The 17,652-nt window shown below is 29.7% G+C and carries 15 protein-coding genes; 2 read left to right on the top strand and 13 right to left on the bottom strand.

The window, feature by feature from the left end:
* Positions 1-23: 23 nt before the first annotated feature.
* The 13 genes from ilvD to cdaA all read right to left on the bottom strand — a co-directional run bounded on the left by ilvD (position 24) and on the right by cdaA (position 15,639).
* Entirely contained in the window at positions 24-1,682 is a 1,659-nt protein-coding gene (ilvD, locus tag LPC13_RS06300) for a dihydroxy-acid dehydratase (RefSeq protein WP_005211106.1), read from the bottom strand.
* A gap of 146 nt (positions 1,683-1,828) precedes the next feature.
* Positions 1,829-2,899, bottom strand: a complete 1,071-nt coding sequence (leuB, locus tag LPC13_RS06295; RefSeq protein WP_234088701.1) for a 3-isopropylmalate dehydrogenase — start codon at positions 2,897-2,899, stop codon at positions 1,829-1,831.
* Positions 2,900-2,992: 93 nt separating this feature from the next.
* Complete coding sequence (gene leuD, locus LPC13_RS06290; RefSeq protein ID WP_005211110.1) at positions 2,993-3,484, bottom strand: 3-isopropylmalate dehydratase small subunit; 492 nt, start codon at positions 3,482-3,484, stop codon at positions 2,993-2,995.
* A 14-nt stretch (positions 3,485-3,498) separates the two neighbouring features.
* Positions 3,499-4,758, bottom strand: a complete 1,260-nt coding sequence (leuC, locus tag LPC13_RS06285; RefSeq protein ID WP_005211112.1) for a 3-isopropylmalate dehydratase large subunit — start codon at positions 4,756-4,758, stop codon at positions 3,499-3,501.
* Positions 4,759-4,772: 14 nt separating this feature from the next.
* On the bottom strand, positions 4,773-6,365 hold the full coding sequence (gene cimA, locus LPC13_RS06280) for a citramalate synthase (RefSeq protein ID WP_005211113.1): 1,593 nt from the start codon (positions 6,363-6,365) through the stop codon (positions 4,773-4,775).
* Between the two features lie 19 nt (positions 6,366-6,384).
* On the bottom strand, positions 6,385-6,897 hold the full coding sequence (gene ilvN / locus LPC13_RS06275) for an acetolactate synthase small subunit (RefSeq protein ID WP_005211123.1): 513 nt from the start codon (positions 6,895-6,897) through the stop codon (positions 6,385-6,387).
* Positions 6,898-7,494: 597 nt separating this feature from the next.
* On the bottom strand, positions 7,495-8,838 hold the full coding sequence (gene glmM, locus LPC13_RS06270; RefSeq protein ID WP_195244174.1) for a phosphoglucosamine mutase: 1,344 nt from the start codon (positions 8,836-8,838) through the stop codon (positions 7,495-7,497).
* A 194-nt stretch (positions 8,839-9,032) separates the two neighbouring features.
* A complete protein-coding gene (locus LPC13_RS06265) occupies positions 9,033-9,335 on the bottom strand; it encodes a YerC/YecD family TrpR-related protein (RefSeq protein ID WP_005211127.1) in 303 nt (100 codons plus the stop codon).
* A 181-nt stretch (positions 9,336-9,516) separates the two neighbouring features.
* The gene (gene buk / locus LPC13_RS06260) at positions 9,517-10,584 is read right to left on the bottom strand and encodes a butyrate kinase (protein WP_195244173.1); all 1,068 of its coding nucleotides are present in this window, start codon (positions 10,582-10,584) and stop codon (positions 9,517-9,519) included.
* A gap of 21 nt (positions 10,585-10,605) precedes the next feature.
* Positions 10,606-11,514 (bottom strand): phosphate butyryltransferase, encoded by a 909-nt coding sequence (gene ptb, locus LPC13_RS06255; RefSeq protein WP_005211129.1) that lies wholly within the window; start codon positions 11,512-11,514, stop codon positions 10,606-10,608.
* Positions 11,515-11,759: 245 nt separating this feature from the next.
* A complete protein-coding gene (locus LPC13_RS06250; protein WP_195244172.1) occupies positions 11,760-13,358 on the bottom strand; it encodes an NAD(P)/FAD-dependent oxidoreductase in 1,599 nt (532 codons plus the stop codon).
* Between the two features lie 200 nt (positions 13,359-13,558).
* On the bottom strand, positions 13,559-14,815 hold the full coding sequence (locus LPC13_RS06245; RefSeq protein WP_195244171.1) for a CdaR family protein: 1,257 nt from the start codon (positions 14,813-14,815) through the stop codon (positions 13,559-13,561).
* Positions 14,785-15,639: a diadenylate cyclase CdaA gene (gene cdaA, locus LPC13_RS06240; protein ID WP_005211137.1), complete on the bottom strand. Its 855-nt coding sequence runs from the start codon at positions 15,637-15,639 to the stop codon at positions 14,785-14,787. The genes LPC13_RS06245 and cdaA overlap by 31 nt, the downstream gene beginning before the upstream one ends.
* Before the next feature lie 225 nt (positions 15,640-15,864).
* On the opposite strand from cdaA, the gene LPC13_RS06235 reads away from it, so the two are divergent.
* Together LPC13_RS06235 and LPC13_RS06230 are read left to right on the top strand one after the other, a co-directional pair.
* Positions 15,865-16,884, top strand: a complete 1,020-nt coding sequence (locus LPC13_RS06235) for a hypothetical protein (RefSeq protein WP_195244170.1) — start codon at positions 15,865-15,867, stop codon at positions 16,882-16,884.
* A gap of 69 nt (positions 16,885-16,953) precedes the next feature.
* The gene (locus LPC13_RS06230; protein WP_005211142.1) at positions 16,954-17,541 is read left to right on the top strand and encodes a cell wall hydrolase; all 588 of its coding nucleotides are present in this window, start codon (positions 16,954-16,956) and stop codon (positions 17,539-17,541) included.
* The last annotated feature ends 111 nt before the right edge of the window (positions 17,542-17,652 follow it).

The following is a 17,652-nucleotide window of genomic DNA, read 5'->3' as shown; positions in this document are numbered from 1 at the left end:
AGTTATAAATTAAAAATTTATAACTATTTATATACTGCTCCTGTGCTTGCTGAACTTACTAATTTTGCATATCTCGCTAAATATCCTTCTTTAACCTTTGGTTCTATAGGTCTAAGTTTCTCTCTTCTCTTATTTAGCTCTTCATTGCTTACAAGTAAATCTAATTTTCCATTTAATATATCAATAGATATTAAATCTCCATCTTCAACAAGCGCAATAGTTCCACCCTCAGCTGCCTCGGGTGATACATGTCCTATTGCAGCTCCTTTTGTTGCTCCACTAAATCTTCCATCGGTGATTAGTGCTACTGATGTATCAAGTCCCATTCCACAAATTGCTGATGTTGGAGATAACATTTCTCTCATACCTGGACCACCCTTTGGTCCTTCATATCTAATTACTACAACATCTCCTTTTACTATTTTCTTTCCTAAAATGGCCTCTATTGCTTCTTCCTCAGAATTAAATACCTTTGCTGGTCCCTCATGCTTTAACATTTCCTTAAGTACTGCTGATCTTTTTACAACAGCTCCATCTACAGCTAAGTTACCTTTTAATATTGCAATCCCACCTGTTTCACTATACGGCTCTTCTATATGTTTTATTACTGAATAATCTAATACCTTTGCATTTTTTATATTTTCTCCAACACACTTTCCTGTTGCAGTAATACAATTTAAATTTATTAAGTGTTTCTTATTTAATTCACTCATTACAGCTCTTATTCCACCAGCTGCATATAAATTTTCTATATGAGTATCCGATGCTGGTGCAAGTTTACAAAGATTAGGAATCTTTGCCGACATTTCATTTATAATATCAAGATTTATAGGTAACTTTGCTTCATTTGCAATTGCCGTCAAATGAAGAACACTATTGGTTGAACATCCAAGTGCCATATCTACTGTTAGTGCATTTTTTATGGCATCTTCAGTAACTATATCCCTTGGTTTTATATCTCTTTCTAATAATTTCATTACAGCCATTCCAGCTTGTTTTGCAAGTCTTATTCTTTCTGAATAAACTGCAGGTATTGTTCCATTACCTGGTAAGGCTAATCCTAAAACTTCAGCTAAACAATTCATTGAATTGGCTGTAAACATACCTGAACATGAACCACATGTAGGGCAAGCTTTTTCTTCTAACTCTGCTAAATCTGCTTCAAGCATCAATCCGCTTTCAACAGCTCCTACCGCTTCAAATACAGTTGATAAAGAAACATCATCTCCATTAAATTTTCCTGCAAGCATTGGTCCACCGCTTACAATCACTGATGGTATATTTAATCTCAATGAAGCCATTATCATTCCCGGAACAATCTTATCACAATTTGGTATAAATACTAATGCATCAAATCCATGTGCCTTTACCATACACTCAATAGAATCTGCAATAAGCTCTCTAGTTGCTAAAGAGTATTTCATTCCCTCATGTCCCATTGCTATACCATCACAAACTCCTATAGTAGGAAATACTAATGGTGTTCCTCCTGATAACAATATTCCTTTCTTTACAGCCTCAACTATCTTATCTAAATTTATATGACCTGGGATAATATCATTTTGAGATGTAACAACACCTATTAAAGGTTTATTTATCTCATCATCAGTTAATCCTATAGCTTTAAAAAGAGACCTATGTGGTGCTCTAGAAACTCCCTTTTTTACAATATCACTTCTCACTTAAAATCCCCCCATTAATTCAGTTAATAATTAGTTATTTTGTTCTAATAGTTATGAATTAAAGTTGATTTATATTAACTTTATAGGAGCCTATTTTTTATAAACCCAGTAAAAATCTCATCATAAATTCATAACTTCTACCTAATTTAAATTCTTTCTACCACAAGTTGTCCCATTTCTTTTGTGCCAACAAGTTTAGTTCCATAACTATAAATATCACCGGTTCTATATCCTGCTTCTAAAACTTCTAATACAGCATCTTCAATTAATTTTGCTTCTTTTTCTAAATTAAAACTATATCTAAGCATCATTGCTGATGAAAGAATTGTTGCTAATGGATTCGCAACACCCTTTCCTGCAATGTCAGGAGCTGATCCATGAATAGGTTCATACATTCCAAGTGTTCCTTCACCTAATGAAGCAGATGGCAGCATTCCTATAGATCCTGTTATCATAGATGCTTCATCTGATAATATATCTCCAAACATATTTGAAGTTACTATAACATCAAATTGTTTTGGATCTCTAACTAATTGCATTGATGCATTATCTATATATAAATGATTTACTTCAACTTCTGGATAATCCTTTGCCATTTTATCCACTATACTTCTCCATAACCTAGAACTCTCTAATATATTAGCCTTATCAACACTAGTTAACTTTTTCTTTCTCTTCATAGCTGTATCAAAGCCTATTCTTACTATTCTCTCTATTTCATGAACATTATATCTTTCAGTATCATATGCCGATTCTATCCCATCTATTACTTTTCTTCCTCTTTCACCAAAATAAATACCCCCAGTAAGTTCTCTTACTACACAAATATCTATTCCATCACCTATTATGTTGTCCTTTAATGGTGATGCTTCTTTTAATGGTTTATATAAGAATGCTGGTCTTAAATTACAATAAAGATTCAACCCTCCCCTTAAACCTAATAAAGCTTGCTCTGGTCTTACTTTAGAATCAGGATTATCCCACTTTGGCCCTCCGACTGCCCCTAATAATACAGCATCACTCTTTTTACACGCTTCTAAAGTCTTATCTGGAAGTGGTACACCAAGTTCATCTATTGCACATCCTCCAGCTGGTAAAAACTCAAATTCAAAATTATGTTTATATTTACTACCTATTTTATTTAATACATTTATTGTTTCATCTATAACTTCAGGTCCAATTCCATCTCCAGGAATAACTGCAACTTTAAAATTCATTTTAAATCCCCCTTAACCTAGTTAAAACTCTATAACTTATTGCTTTATTTATTTTTTTAATTAAGAAATTTTAAAAAATTTAAAGATAAACTTCTAATTTCTAGCTGCCTTAATATATCCAACAAGTCCATTACTTTTTATTATTTTTTGCATAAATTCTGGGAAAGCTTCACTCTGATATTTTTCATTTTTAGTTAAATTTTTAATAACTCCATTATCAAAATTAACCTCAAGCTCATCTCCAGCTTCTATATTTTTAACAGCTTCATCACATTCTAATATTGGTAATCCAATATTTATAGCATTTCTATAAAATATCCTTGCAAAAGTTGAAGCTATAACACAACTAACTCCACTCTCTTTTATTGCTATTGGTGCATGTTCTCTAGACGACCCACATCCAAAGTTTTTATTCGCAACTATTATATCTCCTACTTTTACTTTCTTTGAAAACTCCAAGTCTATATCTTCCATACAATGACTTGCAAGTTCCTTTGGATCTGATGTATTTAAGTATCTTGCTGGTATAATTACATCTGTGTCTACATTATCCCCATATTTAAAAACCTTTCCTATTGCTTTCATATTTATTTACCCCCTTAAAGTTCCTCTGGATTTGTTATTTTTCCTGTTATTGCTGAAGCTGCAGCTACTGCTGGACTAGCTAAATATACTTCCGATTCAACATGCCCCATTCTTCCAACAAAATTTCTATTTGTTGTTGAAATAGCTCTTTCCCCTTTAGCTAATATACCCATATGGCCACCTAAACATGGTCCACAAGTTGGAGTTGAAACTACTGCTCCTGCTTCCACTAAATCTTTAATTATACCTTCTTCTAATGCTTGTAAATAAATTTTTTGAGTACCTGGGAATACTATACACCTAACTCTTTTATTAACTTTTTTCCCTTTTAATAAATCTCTAGCAACTCTTAAATCTGAAATTCTACCATTTGTACATGATCCTATTACTGCTTGATCTATTTCTATATCTCCAACTTCATCAATAGTTCTCGTATTATCAGGTAAATGTGGAAAAGCAACTGTTGGTCTTAAAGCACTTAAATCTATTTCATATACTTCATCGTACTCTGCATCTTCATCAGCTTCATATACCTTCCACTCTTTCTTTCCATGTTCTTTTAAATATTCAATTGTTTTTTCATCTACTGGAAATATTCCATTCTTTCCACCAGCTTCAATAGCCATATTTGCCATTGTAAATCTATCGTCCATTGATAAATATTTTAATCCATCCCCAATAAATTCCATTGATTTATATAAAGCCCCATCTACTCCAATCATTCCAATTATATGAAGTACTACATCTTTACCACTTACCCATTTTGATGGTTTTCCTTTTAATATAAATTTTAATGCTGAAGGAACTTTAAACCAACACTTACCTGTAGCCATTCCAGCTGCCATATCTGTTGAACCAATTCCTGTAGAAAAAGCTCCTAATGCTCCATAAGTGCAAGTGTGTGAATCTGCCCCTATTACAACATCCCCTGCAACTACTAGTCCCTTTTCAGGTAATAGACAATGTTCAATTCCCATTTCTCCTATTTCAAAGAAATTAACTATTCCTTTATCTCTTGAAAATTCTCTTATAAATTTACATTGTTCTGCTGCCTTTATATCTTTATTTGGAGTAAAGTGATCTGGTACTATCGCAATCTTTTCTTTATCAAAAACATTTTTAACTCCAAACTTTTCAAATTCCTTTACTGCAACCGGTGAAGTAATATCATTACCTAATACTAAGTCTAAGTTTGCTTCAATTAATTGTCCTGCTTTTACTTTTTCTAATCCTGCATGAGCAGCTAATATTTTTTGAGTCATTGTCATTCCCATTGTTTTTTCCCCCTTTAAAAATATGCTTTTGCTTTTCTTTCAATATCTTTAATAAGCTTGTATTCTATTGAATCAACTAATGCAATCCAACTTGCTTGAATTACATCTTTAGATACCCCAACTGTACTCCAGCTTTCATTGCCATCAGTACTTTCAATTAATACTCTAACTTTTGCTCCTGTTGTACTTTCTGAATCTAGAACTCTAACCTTATAATCAACTAATCTTACACATCTTAGTTCTGGGTAAAATACCTCAAGAGCCTTTCTAAGTGCTTTATCTAAAGCATTTACCGGACCATCTCCTTCTGCCGCTGTCATTTCTGTCTTTCCATCAACTGTTATATTAATTAAAGCAGTGGAACTAAATTCACTATTATTCCAAGGGTTTTCCCCTATAGTCTTAAAATGATTTAATTTAAAAAATGGTTTATATTTTCCTATTGTTTTTCTAATTAATAATTCAATAGTTCCCTCTGCTCCTTCAAATTGATACCCATCATACTCTAATTCTTTCAATTTTTTAGTTACATTTTTTACTTCTTCCCCATCCTTTTTTACACTAGGAAATATTTTGTGTATTTCTTGTAATATAGTGCTTTTACCACTAACTTCAGATACTAAAAACCTTCTTTTATTTCCTATAAGCTCTGGATCTATATGCTCATAAGATTTTGGCATCTTACAAATTGCATCTATATGCATACCACCTTTATGTGCAAATGCAGACTTTCCAATATACGGAGTGGTATCATCTAGCTGTATATTGGATATTTCTGAAATATATCTAGCTTTTGATGTTAAGTCGTTAATATGATTATTAACTACAAGGTTATAGTTCATTTTTAATGATAATGTTGGTATTATAGTACTTAAATTAGCATTACCACAACGTTCTCCAACCCCTATAAAAGTTCCTTGTATATGGCTAGCTCCAGCTTCTACAGCTATAATAGAATTAGCAACTGCCATTCCCATATCATTATGACAATGTACTCCTATGTTTATTCCTAATACCTTTATTACTTCCTCTAATACATTTTTAATTTCAGTGGGTAATGTACCACCATTGGTATCACATAAAACTAATACATTGGCACCTGCTTCTTTTGCTACTTTTAAAGTAGAAAGTGCATATTCCTTATCTTCCTTAAATCCATCAAAAAAGTGTTCTGCATCAAATATAATTTCTTTATTTTTAGATTTTAGATATTCAATTGTATCTTTTATCATATTTAAATTTTCTTCAAGTGTCGTTTTTAATATTTCTCTTACTTGAAAGGACCATGACTTTCCAAAAATAGATACTACATTTGTATCTGCATTTATTAGACTTTGTATATTTTCATCATTTAATATGTTTATTTCCGGTTTTCTTGTTGCCCCAAAAGCTACTAATTTTGAATTAGTTAAATTAATATTTTTTATTATTTTAAAAAATTCCATATCCTTAGGATTTGAACATGGGTTGCCAGCTTCAATATAATCAATTCCTATTTCATCTAAAGCCTTAACTATTTTTACTTTGTCTTCTAACGAAAAAGATATTCCCTGACCCTGTGCACCATCCCTCAAAGTAGAATCAAATATTTCAATTCTCCTATTCATTTAAAAGCCCCCTGATGATTTAATTAAATATTTCGCAGTAATTTGTTATGTCATTAGAGCCCCTTTCTAATGCACATATTCCCGTTCTTACTAATTCCTTTATTTCATATTCTTCCATAAGCTTTATTAAAGCATTTATTTTACTATCATCCCCTGTTAATTCTATCGTTAAAGTATCTGTTGAAATATCAATTACTTTACTTCTAAATATTCTTACAACTTCATTTATAGCTGCTCTTTCTTCTGCATTCGCTTTCACTTTAATTAAAACTAACTCCCTATAAACTGAATTATCTGATTTAAGCTCTAAAACTCTAAGAACATCTTCAAGCTTATTTAACTGTTTTATAAATTGCTCTAAAATATCCTCATTTCCATTTAAGCTAATAGTCATCCTTGATATTTCTGGATTTTCTGTTCTTCCAACAGTTAAACTGTCAATATTAAACCCTCTTCGTGAAAATAAACCTGAAACTCTTGTTAAAACACCTGAAGAATTTCTAACTAAAACTGATAACACATGTCTATCCATTCTCCCACCCCTTTAAACATAAATTTCCTATTATTCAATAAAAAGTAATTAAATTTGATAAAAAAAATCCCACCCTTAATGATAAAATCATAACGGTGGGACAAACTTCCTCATCATTAATATCACTAGGTTCTATCAAACCCTCGCATTTAACGGTGCTTACCGGTAATCACCTACTAACTTTTTTAGCTTTCAGAATACAACTCAAGAGTGATTTTTATTTAGCTAAAGTATCCAATCTCAGCATCTTGGACTCTCTGTACCTTTTTATACTAAATAACAGTCTCTATCAACGTTTTTATTTTTAAAATGACTTCCACTATATTGTTATTGTTAATATATTACTCTTATTTTTAATACACTGTCAATGCTTTATTGAAATTTTTAACATTTTAGTATTTTATTTTTATTTTACTCTTTCATTTTTGTTATTAAGGTAATTTTCATGGTATTTTTTTACTATTTTTTCATTTTATATATTTATTCTAATATATAATAAAAATTCCTCATTTTTATTTTAATATAAAAAACTATTTAAAAATGATAAAAGAGTTATAAACATAATTCTTTTAAAATTATATTTATAACTCTTTATTATTATATCTTACTTAGTATTAAATTTACTAAACTATGTGCCATTTCATTTATTTCTTCTTGATTTTCTCCTTCAAGCATAACTCTTACTAAAGGTTCTGTTCCTGATGGTCTTATTAATACTCTTCCTGCTCCTTCTAACTTAGCTTCAACCTTTTTAATAGCCTCAACTATTTCTGCATCTTCTAAATAAATATTCTTTTTATCATTTGGAACAGTTGCATTAACTAATACTTGTGGTAATTCCTTCATTACTGAAGCAAGTTCACTAAAAGTCTTTCCACTTTCTTTAAGTATTGATGCTACTTGAAGTGCTGTAACAAGCCCATCTCCTGTAGTATTATGTTCTAAGAATATTATATGACCTGACTGCTCTCCGCCTAATATATATCCATCCTTAAGCATTTCTTCAAGTACATATCTATCTCCAACCTTAGTTTTAATTAAGTTAATTTGTTCTTTCTTAGCTGCAATATCTAACCCTAAGTTACTCATTACTGTAACAACTAAAGTATCATCCTTTAACTTTCCAGCATCTTTTAAAGCTTTTGCACATATTGTTAATAAGAAATCACCATTAATCATATTTCCTTTTTCATCAACAGCTAAACATCTATCTGCATCACCATCAAATGCAAATCCAATATCACAATTTTTTCTAACAACGTAATCCATTAGTTCTTCCATATGAGTTGAACCACAATTTTCATTTATATTATTTCCATCTGGATTATCGTTAATTACATACACTCTAGCCCCTAAACTTCTAAACGCTTTAACAGCAGCTTTATATGCTGCACCGTTAGCACAATCTAACGCAATCTTTAACCCTTTAAGGTCTGTTTTTATTGTACTTACTGCATAATCTATATATTGCTTTAATGCTGTTTCTTCTGTGTATGATCTTCCTACATTTCCTCCTACCGGACTTGGAACTCCTTCAAATCCACTTTCTATTACTCTTTGTATCTCATCTTCTAAGCTATCAGATAACTTATATCCTTTTCCATCAAAGAACTTAATTCCATTATATTCAACTGGATTATGAGATGCTGATATCATTACCCCTGCATCTGCATTATATTCTCTTGTTAAATGAGCAACTGCTGGCGTTGGTACAACTCCTAATATTACTGCCTCTGCCCCAACTGAAAGTATACCTGCAACTAAAGCTGCTTCTAACATATCACCAGATATTCTAGTATCTTTAGCTACTAATATCTTTGGTTTATGCGTTCCTTCTGTTAATACAAAAGCTCCTGCTCTTCCTAAACTATAAGCTAATTCAGCACTTAACTCTGTATTAGCTATACCTCTAACACCATCTGTTCCAAACATTCTACTCATATATTTTTATACCTCACTTATTAAATTTATTAAATGGATAGTTTATTTACTATTTAATTTTACTTTAAATATATACTATATAATTAAAATATATCACCATCTAACCTAGTATATCTATTGCTTTGACTTATATAGTATATAACTTATACCGAAATTTTACAACATTCTATAAATGATATAAAATTCCTACAATTTTAGTTATTTTTAGGATACATTCTCTCTAGTACTATATTGTATCCACCTTCACCATAATTAAGGCACTTATTTACCCTACTAATAGTTGCTGTACTAGCTCCTGTAGTTTCTGCTATCTCTGTATATACCTTTTTATCTTTTAACATTTTTGCAACTTGTATTCTTTGTGAAATAGCTTTTAACTCATTAATTGTTGCAATATCCTCAAAAAATTTATAACATTCATCAATATTTTGCAATTTTAAAACTGCTTCAAATAGTACATCTAAATCTTCTTTAAAGTCTAAATTTTCAAGACTCATTGTATCACTCCTAAATTTTATATATCATAATTTTAACACTTTATCATATTAAATTTAATAACTTTTTATATTTAGTATTATGTATTTTTAGTATTTGATAATATACTTTATATAATAAAGCCAAGAGGTTATATCAATTAAATTTGATATAACCTCTTGTTCATTATTATAAAACCTATTTTTAATAAACCTTTGCTTTTTCCTCTCCATTAAGAACTCTAATAGCTCCTTGAGCTAATGCTAAAAGTTCATCTTCTCCAGGATAAACTACTATTTTACTAATCCATTCAGTTCTTTCTTTTATATTCTCTACAACTACAGGTGAATATGCAATTCCTCCTGTTAATATTATTGCATCAACTTTTCCTTTTAAAACAGTTGCCATTTCACCAATTGCTTTAGAAACTTGATAAATAAATGCATCATAAATTAATGAAGCATATTCATCACCCTCTTCTTTAGCCTTTAACACATCTCTAGCATCATTAGTTTTCAGATATGCAACATATCCACCTTTACCAACTATTTTGCTATAAATTTCTGATTCAGTATATTGTCCACTAAAGCACATTTTAACTAAGTCACCTGCTGGAACTGTCCCTGCTCTTTCTGGCGAAAATGCTCCTTCTCCATCTAAAGCATTATTTACATCAATAACTTTCCCAAGTTTATGAGCTCCTACTGAAACTCCACCTCCCATATGAACAACTATAAGATTTAAGTTTTCATATCCTTTTCCACTTTCTTTTCCATATCTCTTAGCTACTGCTTTTTGATTTAAAGCGTGAAATTTACTCTTTCTTGGCAATTCTGGCACTCCAGAAATTCTTGCAATCTCTTCTAACTCATCAACAACAACAGGGTCAACAATAAATGCTTTTGAATTAGCCTCTTTTGCAATTTCATTGGCTAAAATTCCACCTAAATTAGAAGCATGTTGTCCTTGAATTCCTACTTTTAAGTCATTTATTAATTCATTATTAATTTCATAAGTACCACCAGCCATTGGTTTTAGCATTCCACCTCTACCTACAACTGCATCTAATGTATCAATTTTAAAATTATTTTCCTTTAATATTTTCATTATTACTTCTTTTCTAAAATCTTTTTGATCAAATATAGTATCATATTTTGAAATTTCTTCTGTTGAATGTCTTAATGTTTCAACAAAAAGTTCTTTTTCATCTTCATAAACTCCAATTTTAGTTGATGTAGAACCTGGATTAACTATTAATAATTTATATCCCATCTTTCAATACCTCCAAATATATTACTTCTTAGCTTCTGCAACTACTGCTGCTAATGCTATTGAATTTACCTTTGTTTCAAAACTATCTGCCCTTGAAGTTAATATAACTGGAGCTGAAGTTCCTACTAATATACCACCATTTTTAGTTTTTGAAGTATATGTTAAAGTTTTATACATTACATTTGCTACATCGATATTTGGAAGTAATAATATATCTGCCTTACCTGCAACTGGTCCTGTTATTCCTTTATGATGTGCTGCTTCTTCACTTAATGCATTATCTAATGCTAATGGACCATCAACTATACATCCTTTAATTTGTCCTCTATCACTCATTTTAGATAAAAGTGCTGCATCTACTGTTGCTGGCATATCTGGATTAACTACTTCTACTGCACAAACCGGAGCAACCTTTGGCATATCAATTCCACACGCCTTAGCAACCATTACTGAATTATTTATAATTTGAGTTTTAGCTTTTAAATCTGGATAAGTAGTAAAAGCTGCGTCAGTTAATAAAATTAATCTATCTATTCCTTCAATTTCAAATACAGCTACATGTGACATAAGTTTACCAGTTCTAAGACCAACTTCCTTATTTAATACACTTCTTAAAAACGTTGCTGTATCTACTAATCCCTTCATAACCATATCAGCGGAACCACTTGAAACTAACTGTACAGCTAATAAAGCAGCTTTATTTACATCCTCTTCATGAAGTATTTCAAAATCATTTAAGTCCATGTCTATACCATGTGCTATTGCTTTTATTTTCTCAGTATCCCCTACTAATATTGCATCTGCAATTCCTCTCTCCTTTGCAGCTTTAACTGCTTCTAAAACAGGCTCATCTTGAGCTACTGCTACTGCCACCTTCTTTGTTGTTGTAACCTTTAATTTAGAAAGTAAATCGTCAAAATTCTTACTCATAATACACCTCTCCTATAATACCCTTAATAAATATCATATATTTAAATATTTTGAATTTATTTTTATATAATGAAATATTTACCTAAGCTAATTTTACCAAAGTTTTTTATAAAAACCTAAATTTTCAGAAAACTTCACGTTAATTTTTTAACTATTTCTATAAAAAATAAGATACCAAAAAATTAAGTATTAATTTTTTAGTATCTTATTTATATTTTTATCTATACATAATAAATTTTTATATTTTATAAAGGTTTATATTTAGAAATTATTCTTTCTGCAACCTTAATCCCATCAACAGCAGCTGATACAATACCACCTGCAAATCCTGCACCTTCTCCACATGGATATAATCCACTTATAGAAATACTTTCTAAATTTTCATTTCTTGTTATTTTAACTGGTGCTGAAGTTCTAGTTTCTATTCCTGTTAAAACAGCATCTTGTCTTCCATATCCTTTAATCTTTCTATCAAAATTATTTATACTGTCCTTTATTCCATCAACAACAAATTTAGGTAAACATTCTCTCATATCAGCAAATTCATATCCTGGCTTATAACTTGGAGTAACTGCACCTAATTTACTTGATTTCCTATCATTCATAAAATCACCTAATAACTGAACTGGAGCTTTATACTCTCCTCCACCTACCTTATAAGCTAATGCTTCATAATGTCTTTGGAATTCCATCCCTTTTAATACTGAATTTCCTTCAAAATCATCTGGACCCACAGTTACAACTAAAGCAGAATTTGAATTCTCTAAATCTCTAGCATGATAACTCATTCCATTGGAAACTAATCTTTTTTCTTCAGAAGCTGCTGCAACGACAACTCCTCCTGGACACATACAGAATGAATATACCCCTCTATTTAATGCTCTGCTTTGATAAGTTAAATTATAACTAGCAGCATGTAGCCTTGGATGATTAGCCATCTTTCCATATTGCCCTACATTTATCATCTCTTGTGGATGTTCAATTCTAACTCCAATAGCAAAAGCCTTCGGCTCCATAAACACGCCAATATCACTTAACATCTCATATGTATCCCTTGAGCTATGTCCTAACGCTAAAACAAGTGCATCACATGGTATTTCATCACCATTTACTATAATACTTTTTATTTTACCATCACTACTTTTTATGTACTCAAGCTTAGAAGAAAATTTTACTTCTCCACCTAAAGCAATTATTTTATTTCTTATATTTTTAACAACATCTTTTAATATGTCTGTTCCAACATGTGGTTTTGCTTCATATGTAATTTCACTTGGTGCACCAGCATTAACAAGCTCTGCTAATACATAATCACATTTTCTATCTTTGATTCTAGTAGTTAATTTTCCATCAGAGAAAGATCCTGCTCCCCCTTCTCCAAATTGTACATTAGATTCTAAGTTTAACTCTCCAGTTTTCCAAAACTTATCCACAGTCTCTGTTCTTTTATCAACATCTTCTCCTCGTTCTATCACCAACGGTTTATAACCTTTTTGTGCAAGCATTAATGCTGAAAATAATCCTGCTGGTCCAAGTCCTACTACTACTGGTCTACTATTTAAGATTTCATTTCCTGGCTCAACATCAGGATCATATTTTGATACATCTATTCTTACATCATTATCATGTATTCTATTTACTAGTTTTTCTTCATCCTTATGTTCAAGTTCTATTGCATAAGTTAATTTAATATTATCTTTATTTCTAGCATCCAAACTTTCTCTAACAATTTTAAAATCTTTAATTTCATCAACTGATATTCTTAATTTTTTACTGATTTTCTTTTTTATTAATTTTTTATCATCATCTAAACCTAAGTTTATATTATTAATTCTTATAGTCATATAATCACCCTTATAAATTTCTTACTTATATTTCATTATTGTATCATATCTTATTACATAATAAATATTATTTTAATATTCCAATACTTAGTATTAATATATTAAAGGTTATTTAACCATAACATATTTTTATAAACTAATAATTAAAATAAAAAAACAAATGGCAAACTATTTTAAACCTAATAATTTGCCATTTGCTTTTATTGTGTTTGTTCTTCATCCTCACTTACTTCTGGTATAGTTTCCTTAGTAATATTGAACTCAATCTTACTTACATCACTTATATAAACACCTTCTATAGGATTTACTAAAGTTACTACCGGATCCACAGTAAAAGTACCTTCCTCTGTGTAGTTTCCTAAATCTAAAGTAGCAGTAAAACTTGCCTCTGTTAAAGCATTTAATTGTTCATCATATCCCGATACTTTAAACGTAATTTTATCTGCAGTTGGCGTAACAATAAATCCTGTTTGTTGATTTATTATAGAATATCCTATAGTAAATTCCTTAGTTTGAGATTTTTCTATAACTATATTAACAGCAACTGAATATTCGCCACTATCAATTAAAATATCATCTGGAACTCCCAAAGCTAAATTTAACGTGGTACTATCAGTAATTTGTGATAAATCTAATACTTCTGTTCCTATTTCATTTATATTATCTAAGGCACTTTGTGGCCCTGCTATTCCGATTTCTTTAACTGTTGGTTCAATTGAAATTAATCTTAAACCATCTGGTAACTGCCCAGTAGTATTTACTTTTACAGGTACATTTTTGCCTTCATTAACTAATATTTTGGCTTCTACCCATTGCTCTGATAGTTCTACACCTTCTATTAAATTATCATTTTCATCTACTGCTGTTACCATATAATTTTTAACTATAGTCTCCACTACATTACTTTCTTGACCTTGTGCAATAACCTTATCAACTTTATTTACTAAAGACTCTGCACCTGATATAGTTATTACCTCTGGCGTAAATGTAGGGGTTGAAACATAATAATTAGATTTAGATATTACCTCTATCCTAGACTTAACAGGAACCTCTTTACTTATATAATCTTCTATTGATACAGTTACTGTTAACGCACTACTATTCTTAACTCGTATATTATCAGGAACTTCTTTTATTGTAACAGGTATTTTTTGTGTTCCCTTTACAAACGCGAATTCACTCAAGTCTACAGTTATTTTGAAATCACTTTTATCTACTCTAAAAATATCTTGACTCTGTCCCTCTATTGTTAAATTAACATAAAATTGCTGATTTGGTGCTAATATAAGCCCTGCTGACTTTAATGAATCTTGGTTAAGTAACTCTACTGGAACTTTACTTATATCATAAGTTTTTATTGGATTTTCAATATTAGTTACATAAAACCATAAGCCTATAGATAATATAAGGCATACTATTTGAACAATTACTTTTTGTTTATTATTCCAGTTATCCACGATTTCACCTTCTTGCCTGCAGTTTTAACATTTTTATTTTCTCTATGCTCCATTATTTTCAAAAGTATATTTCTTAGTCTTTCTTTATCATAGTGCCTAGTTAACCTTCCATTTATAGCCAATGAAATAACCCCAGTTTCTTCAGAAACAACTATAATTAGAGCATCAGATATTTCTGAAAGCCCTATTGCCGCTCTATGCCTAGTTCCAAGCTTTTTATTTATTTCCTGATTATTCGTAAGAGGCAAAACGCAACCTGCTGCAATAATTTTATCTCTACCTATTATTGTTGCTCCATCATGAAGTGGTGTATTAACTACAAATATATTTTCCAAAAGATTAGCTGTTATATTAGCATCTAATTTTGTTCCTGAGCTTATAATTTCTCCAAGACCTGTTCCCTGCTCAATTGCTATTAACGCTCCTGTTTTAGTTTCAGCTAAATTTGATACTGCAGTTACAATTTCACTTACATAAATATTCCTTTGTTTCTCATCTGCAAAACCTCTTTTATCTTCAAATGCACTTCTTCCTAAATGCTCTAATGCTCTTCTTATTTCCGGTTGAAATATAATTACAACAGATATAATTCCAATAGTTAATGTTTTACTTAAAATAAAGTACAACATACTCAAATTTAATATTGAGCTTATAGGAATCAAAATAACTATAAATGCAATCCCCTTTAATAATTGTTCTGCTCTTGTTTCTTTAATAAGCATGTATCCCTTATAAAATATAAAAGCTACTACTAAAATATCAATAACAGCTGTAAAGGACATACTTCTTAGTGAATTTAGTATAATTGTTATAAAATCTTGCATTTAATTCACCACCATAAATTTTTCTAATTAAATTATACACTATTATTTAATTTGTTAAAATTTATAATTTATTTATTTTTTATTTATTTTTTATTTTTTTATTATGTAATTATATTTAAGTAATTTTAACAATATAAATAAAATGTAAGAATCATTAATACTCTATATTTAATAATAAAAATAAATATTATAAATATAATTTATTATGCAAAAGGATGTGACTATATGGAAAATATTAAAGAAAAAATTATAAATAATAAACTTTTCTTAATTACCTTATTAATTTGTGTAACTTTAACTTCTAGTATTATGCTTTTAATATATAAACATAATACATCTTCTGTTTCAATAAAAATTGATCCTATAACAGATAGTACAATAGATGAAGAGTTTACTCCATACTTACAAAAATTTTATGATATAAATTTATCATTAAAAGACTGTGTTAACGGTCTAACTATTGATACTAAAAATACTATATCAATATTAAATAGCAATATTAATGAACTTTCCGAATTACAAAATAACATTTCATCTTTAAGTATAGCTAATAATGAATATCCTGACTTAATTCCTAAACTAGTATCATCAATTGACTTAACTAAATCTCTTTATAATTATTGCATTGATGTATTATCTTATAATACTAATCTAAATAACACTGAAGTTACATCTCAAATATTACTATTGAAAGAAGATTGTATTAAAAGCTATGAAGATTTGACATACTACGGTATAACATTTACTTTTCCTGATGATAGTATTTTATTTTTTGATAATTTAATAGGCTATTTAAATACCTTAGACAAATTGGATAAAGAAAATATTGTTAAAACTTCTCAATATAATAATTTTATATCTAATTTAAATACTGCTATAGATAACTTTACTCCTTTACTCGAGGATTTAAGACCGGCCATAGAAAAAATACGTGAAGATAGTCGTTCATTGGATGTAATATTAGAAGATATTGCTTCTAAGGAGTCTAAATTTGCTGATGTAAAAAAAGCTTTCAGTTATTCTTCTATTCCTGAAAATTGTGTATCTTACTATAATAGTTTGAATAGTACCTTTAAATTATACTCAACTTATTTGAATACACTTAAAATTGCTGTAATATACGAAAAGTCTTCTTCTGGTTATGAAAGCAATAAACAAGATATAGATAAAAATTATTCTAATGCATATTCAAAATTAAAAGATGTCCAAACCTCTCTTGATACACTAAAAAATTCAATAGATTAATTATTGTATTTTTTTAAAACTTTTGGATAAAATATACCTTGATTGGGTTATTTCTAAAGGAGGTTTCTTATGAAAATTTCAAAACTTATATTTTGTTTTATACTAACCCTTTCACTTTCAGCACTTAGTATATACTCACCTAAAGCGCTTACTGCAAGACGCTCTCAGTATAATACTGGTGAATATTTAGCTTTAAATTGTAAAGAAAATAACTACATTAATAGTAGCGTAATAAATTTATCAGAAGATGATTATGTAGAAGTTTTTAAAGAAAATAACCAAATAATTTATTTAACACAAAGCGATATTTATCTAATGTCGCAAATTGTATATGCTGAAAGTAAAGGCGAACCATTTGAAGGAAAAGTGGCTGTTGCATCAGTTATTTTAAACAGAGTATTAAACTCAGGTTTTCCTGATACAATAGAAGAAGTTGTTTTCCAACCATACGCTTTTTCTTGCGTTGTGGATGGTCAAATAAGTGTTGAACCAACACAAGAATGCTTTGATGCAGTATACGAAGCATTAAATGGTAATGATCCTACAGGAGAAGCTTTATTTTTCTATAATCCCGCTACAGCAACTTGCAGTTGGATGCATGATGTAGAAAAATATAACTTAATACCCATAGGACAACATTTATTCTTTACATTATAAAAATATAAGGGCTACTTTTTAATGTAGCCCTTATATTTTTCAGACTGCTGACAAAGTGTCAGTAGTCTTTAATTTTATACAAATATGTAATATAATTTAAAATATATTAAT

The organism is Clostridium celatum (assembly GCF_021412605.1).
GTDB classification, from domain to species: domain Bacteria; phylum Bacillota; class Clostridia; order Clostridiales; family Clostridiaceae; genus Clostridium; species Clostridium celatum.
Note: the sequence above shows the minus strand (reverse complement) of the source record. Positions and strands in the feature narration are given on the sequence as shown.

Bases quoted from the DNA above. Each gene is read 5' to 3' on its own strand.
- leuB (WP_234088701.1), bottom strand. From the start codon at position 2,899: ATGAATTTTAAAGTTGCAGTTATTCCTGGAGATGGAATTGGACCTGAA.
- leuD (WP_005211110.1), bottom strand. From the start codon at position 3,484: ATGAAAGCAATAGGAAAGGTTTTTAAATATGGGGATAATGTAGACACA.
- leuC (WP_005211112.1), bottom strand. From the start codon at position 4,758: ATGGGAATGACAATGACTCAAAAAATATTAGCTGCTCATGCAGGATTA.
- cimA (WP_005211113.1), bottom strand. From the start codon at position 6,365: ATGAATAGGAGAATTGAAATATTTGATTCTACTTTGAGGGATGGTGCA.
- ilvN (WP_005211123.1), bottom strand. From the start codon at position 6,897: ATGGATAGACATGTGTTATCAGTTTTAGTTAGAAATTCTTCAGGTGTT.
- glmM (WP_195244174.1), bottom strand. From the start codon at position 8,838: ATGAGTAGAATGTTTGGAACAGATGGTGTTAGAGGTATAGCTAATACA.
- LPC13_RS06265 (WP_005211127.1), bottom strand. From the start codon at position 9,335: ATGAGTCTTGAAAATTTAGACTTTAAAGAAGATTTAGATGTACTATTT.
- buk (WP_195244173.1), bottom strand. From the start codon at position 10,584: ATGGGATATAAATTATTAATAGTTAATCCAGGTTCTACATCAACTAAA.
- ptb (WP_005211129.1), bottom strand. From the start codon at position 11,514: ATGAGTAAGAATTTTGACGATTTACTTTCTAAATTAAAGGTTACAACA.
- LPC13_RS06250 (WP_195244172.1), bottom strand. From the start codon at position 13,358: ATGACTATAAGAATTAATAATATAAACTTAGGTTTAGATGATGATAAA.
- cdaA (WP_005211137.1), bottom strand. From the start codon at position 15,639: ATGCAAGATTTTATAACAATTATACTAAATTCACTAAGAAGTATGTCC.
- LPC13_RS06235 (WP_195244170.1), top strand. From the start codon at position 15,865: ATGGAAAATATTAAAGAAAAAATTATAAATAATAAACTTTTCTTAATT.
- LPC13_RS06230 (WP_005211142.1), top strand. From the start codon at position 16,954: ATGAAAATTTCAAAACTTATATTTTGTTTTATACTAACCCTTTCACTT.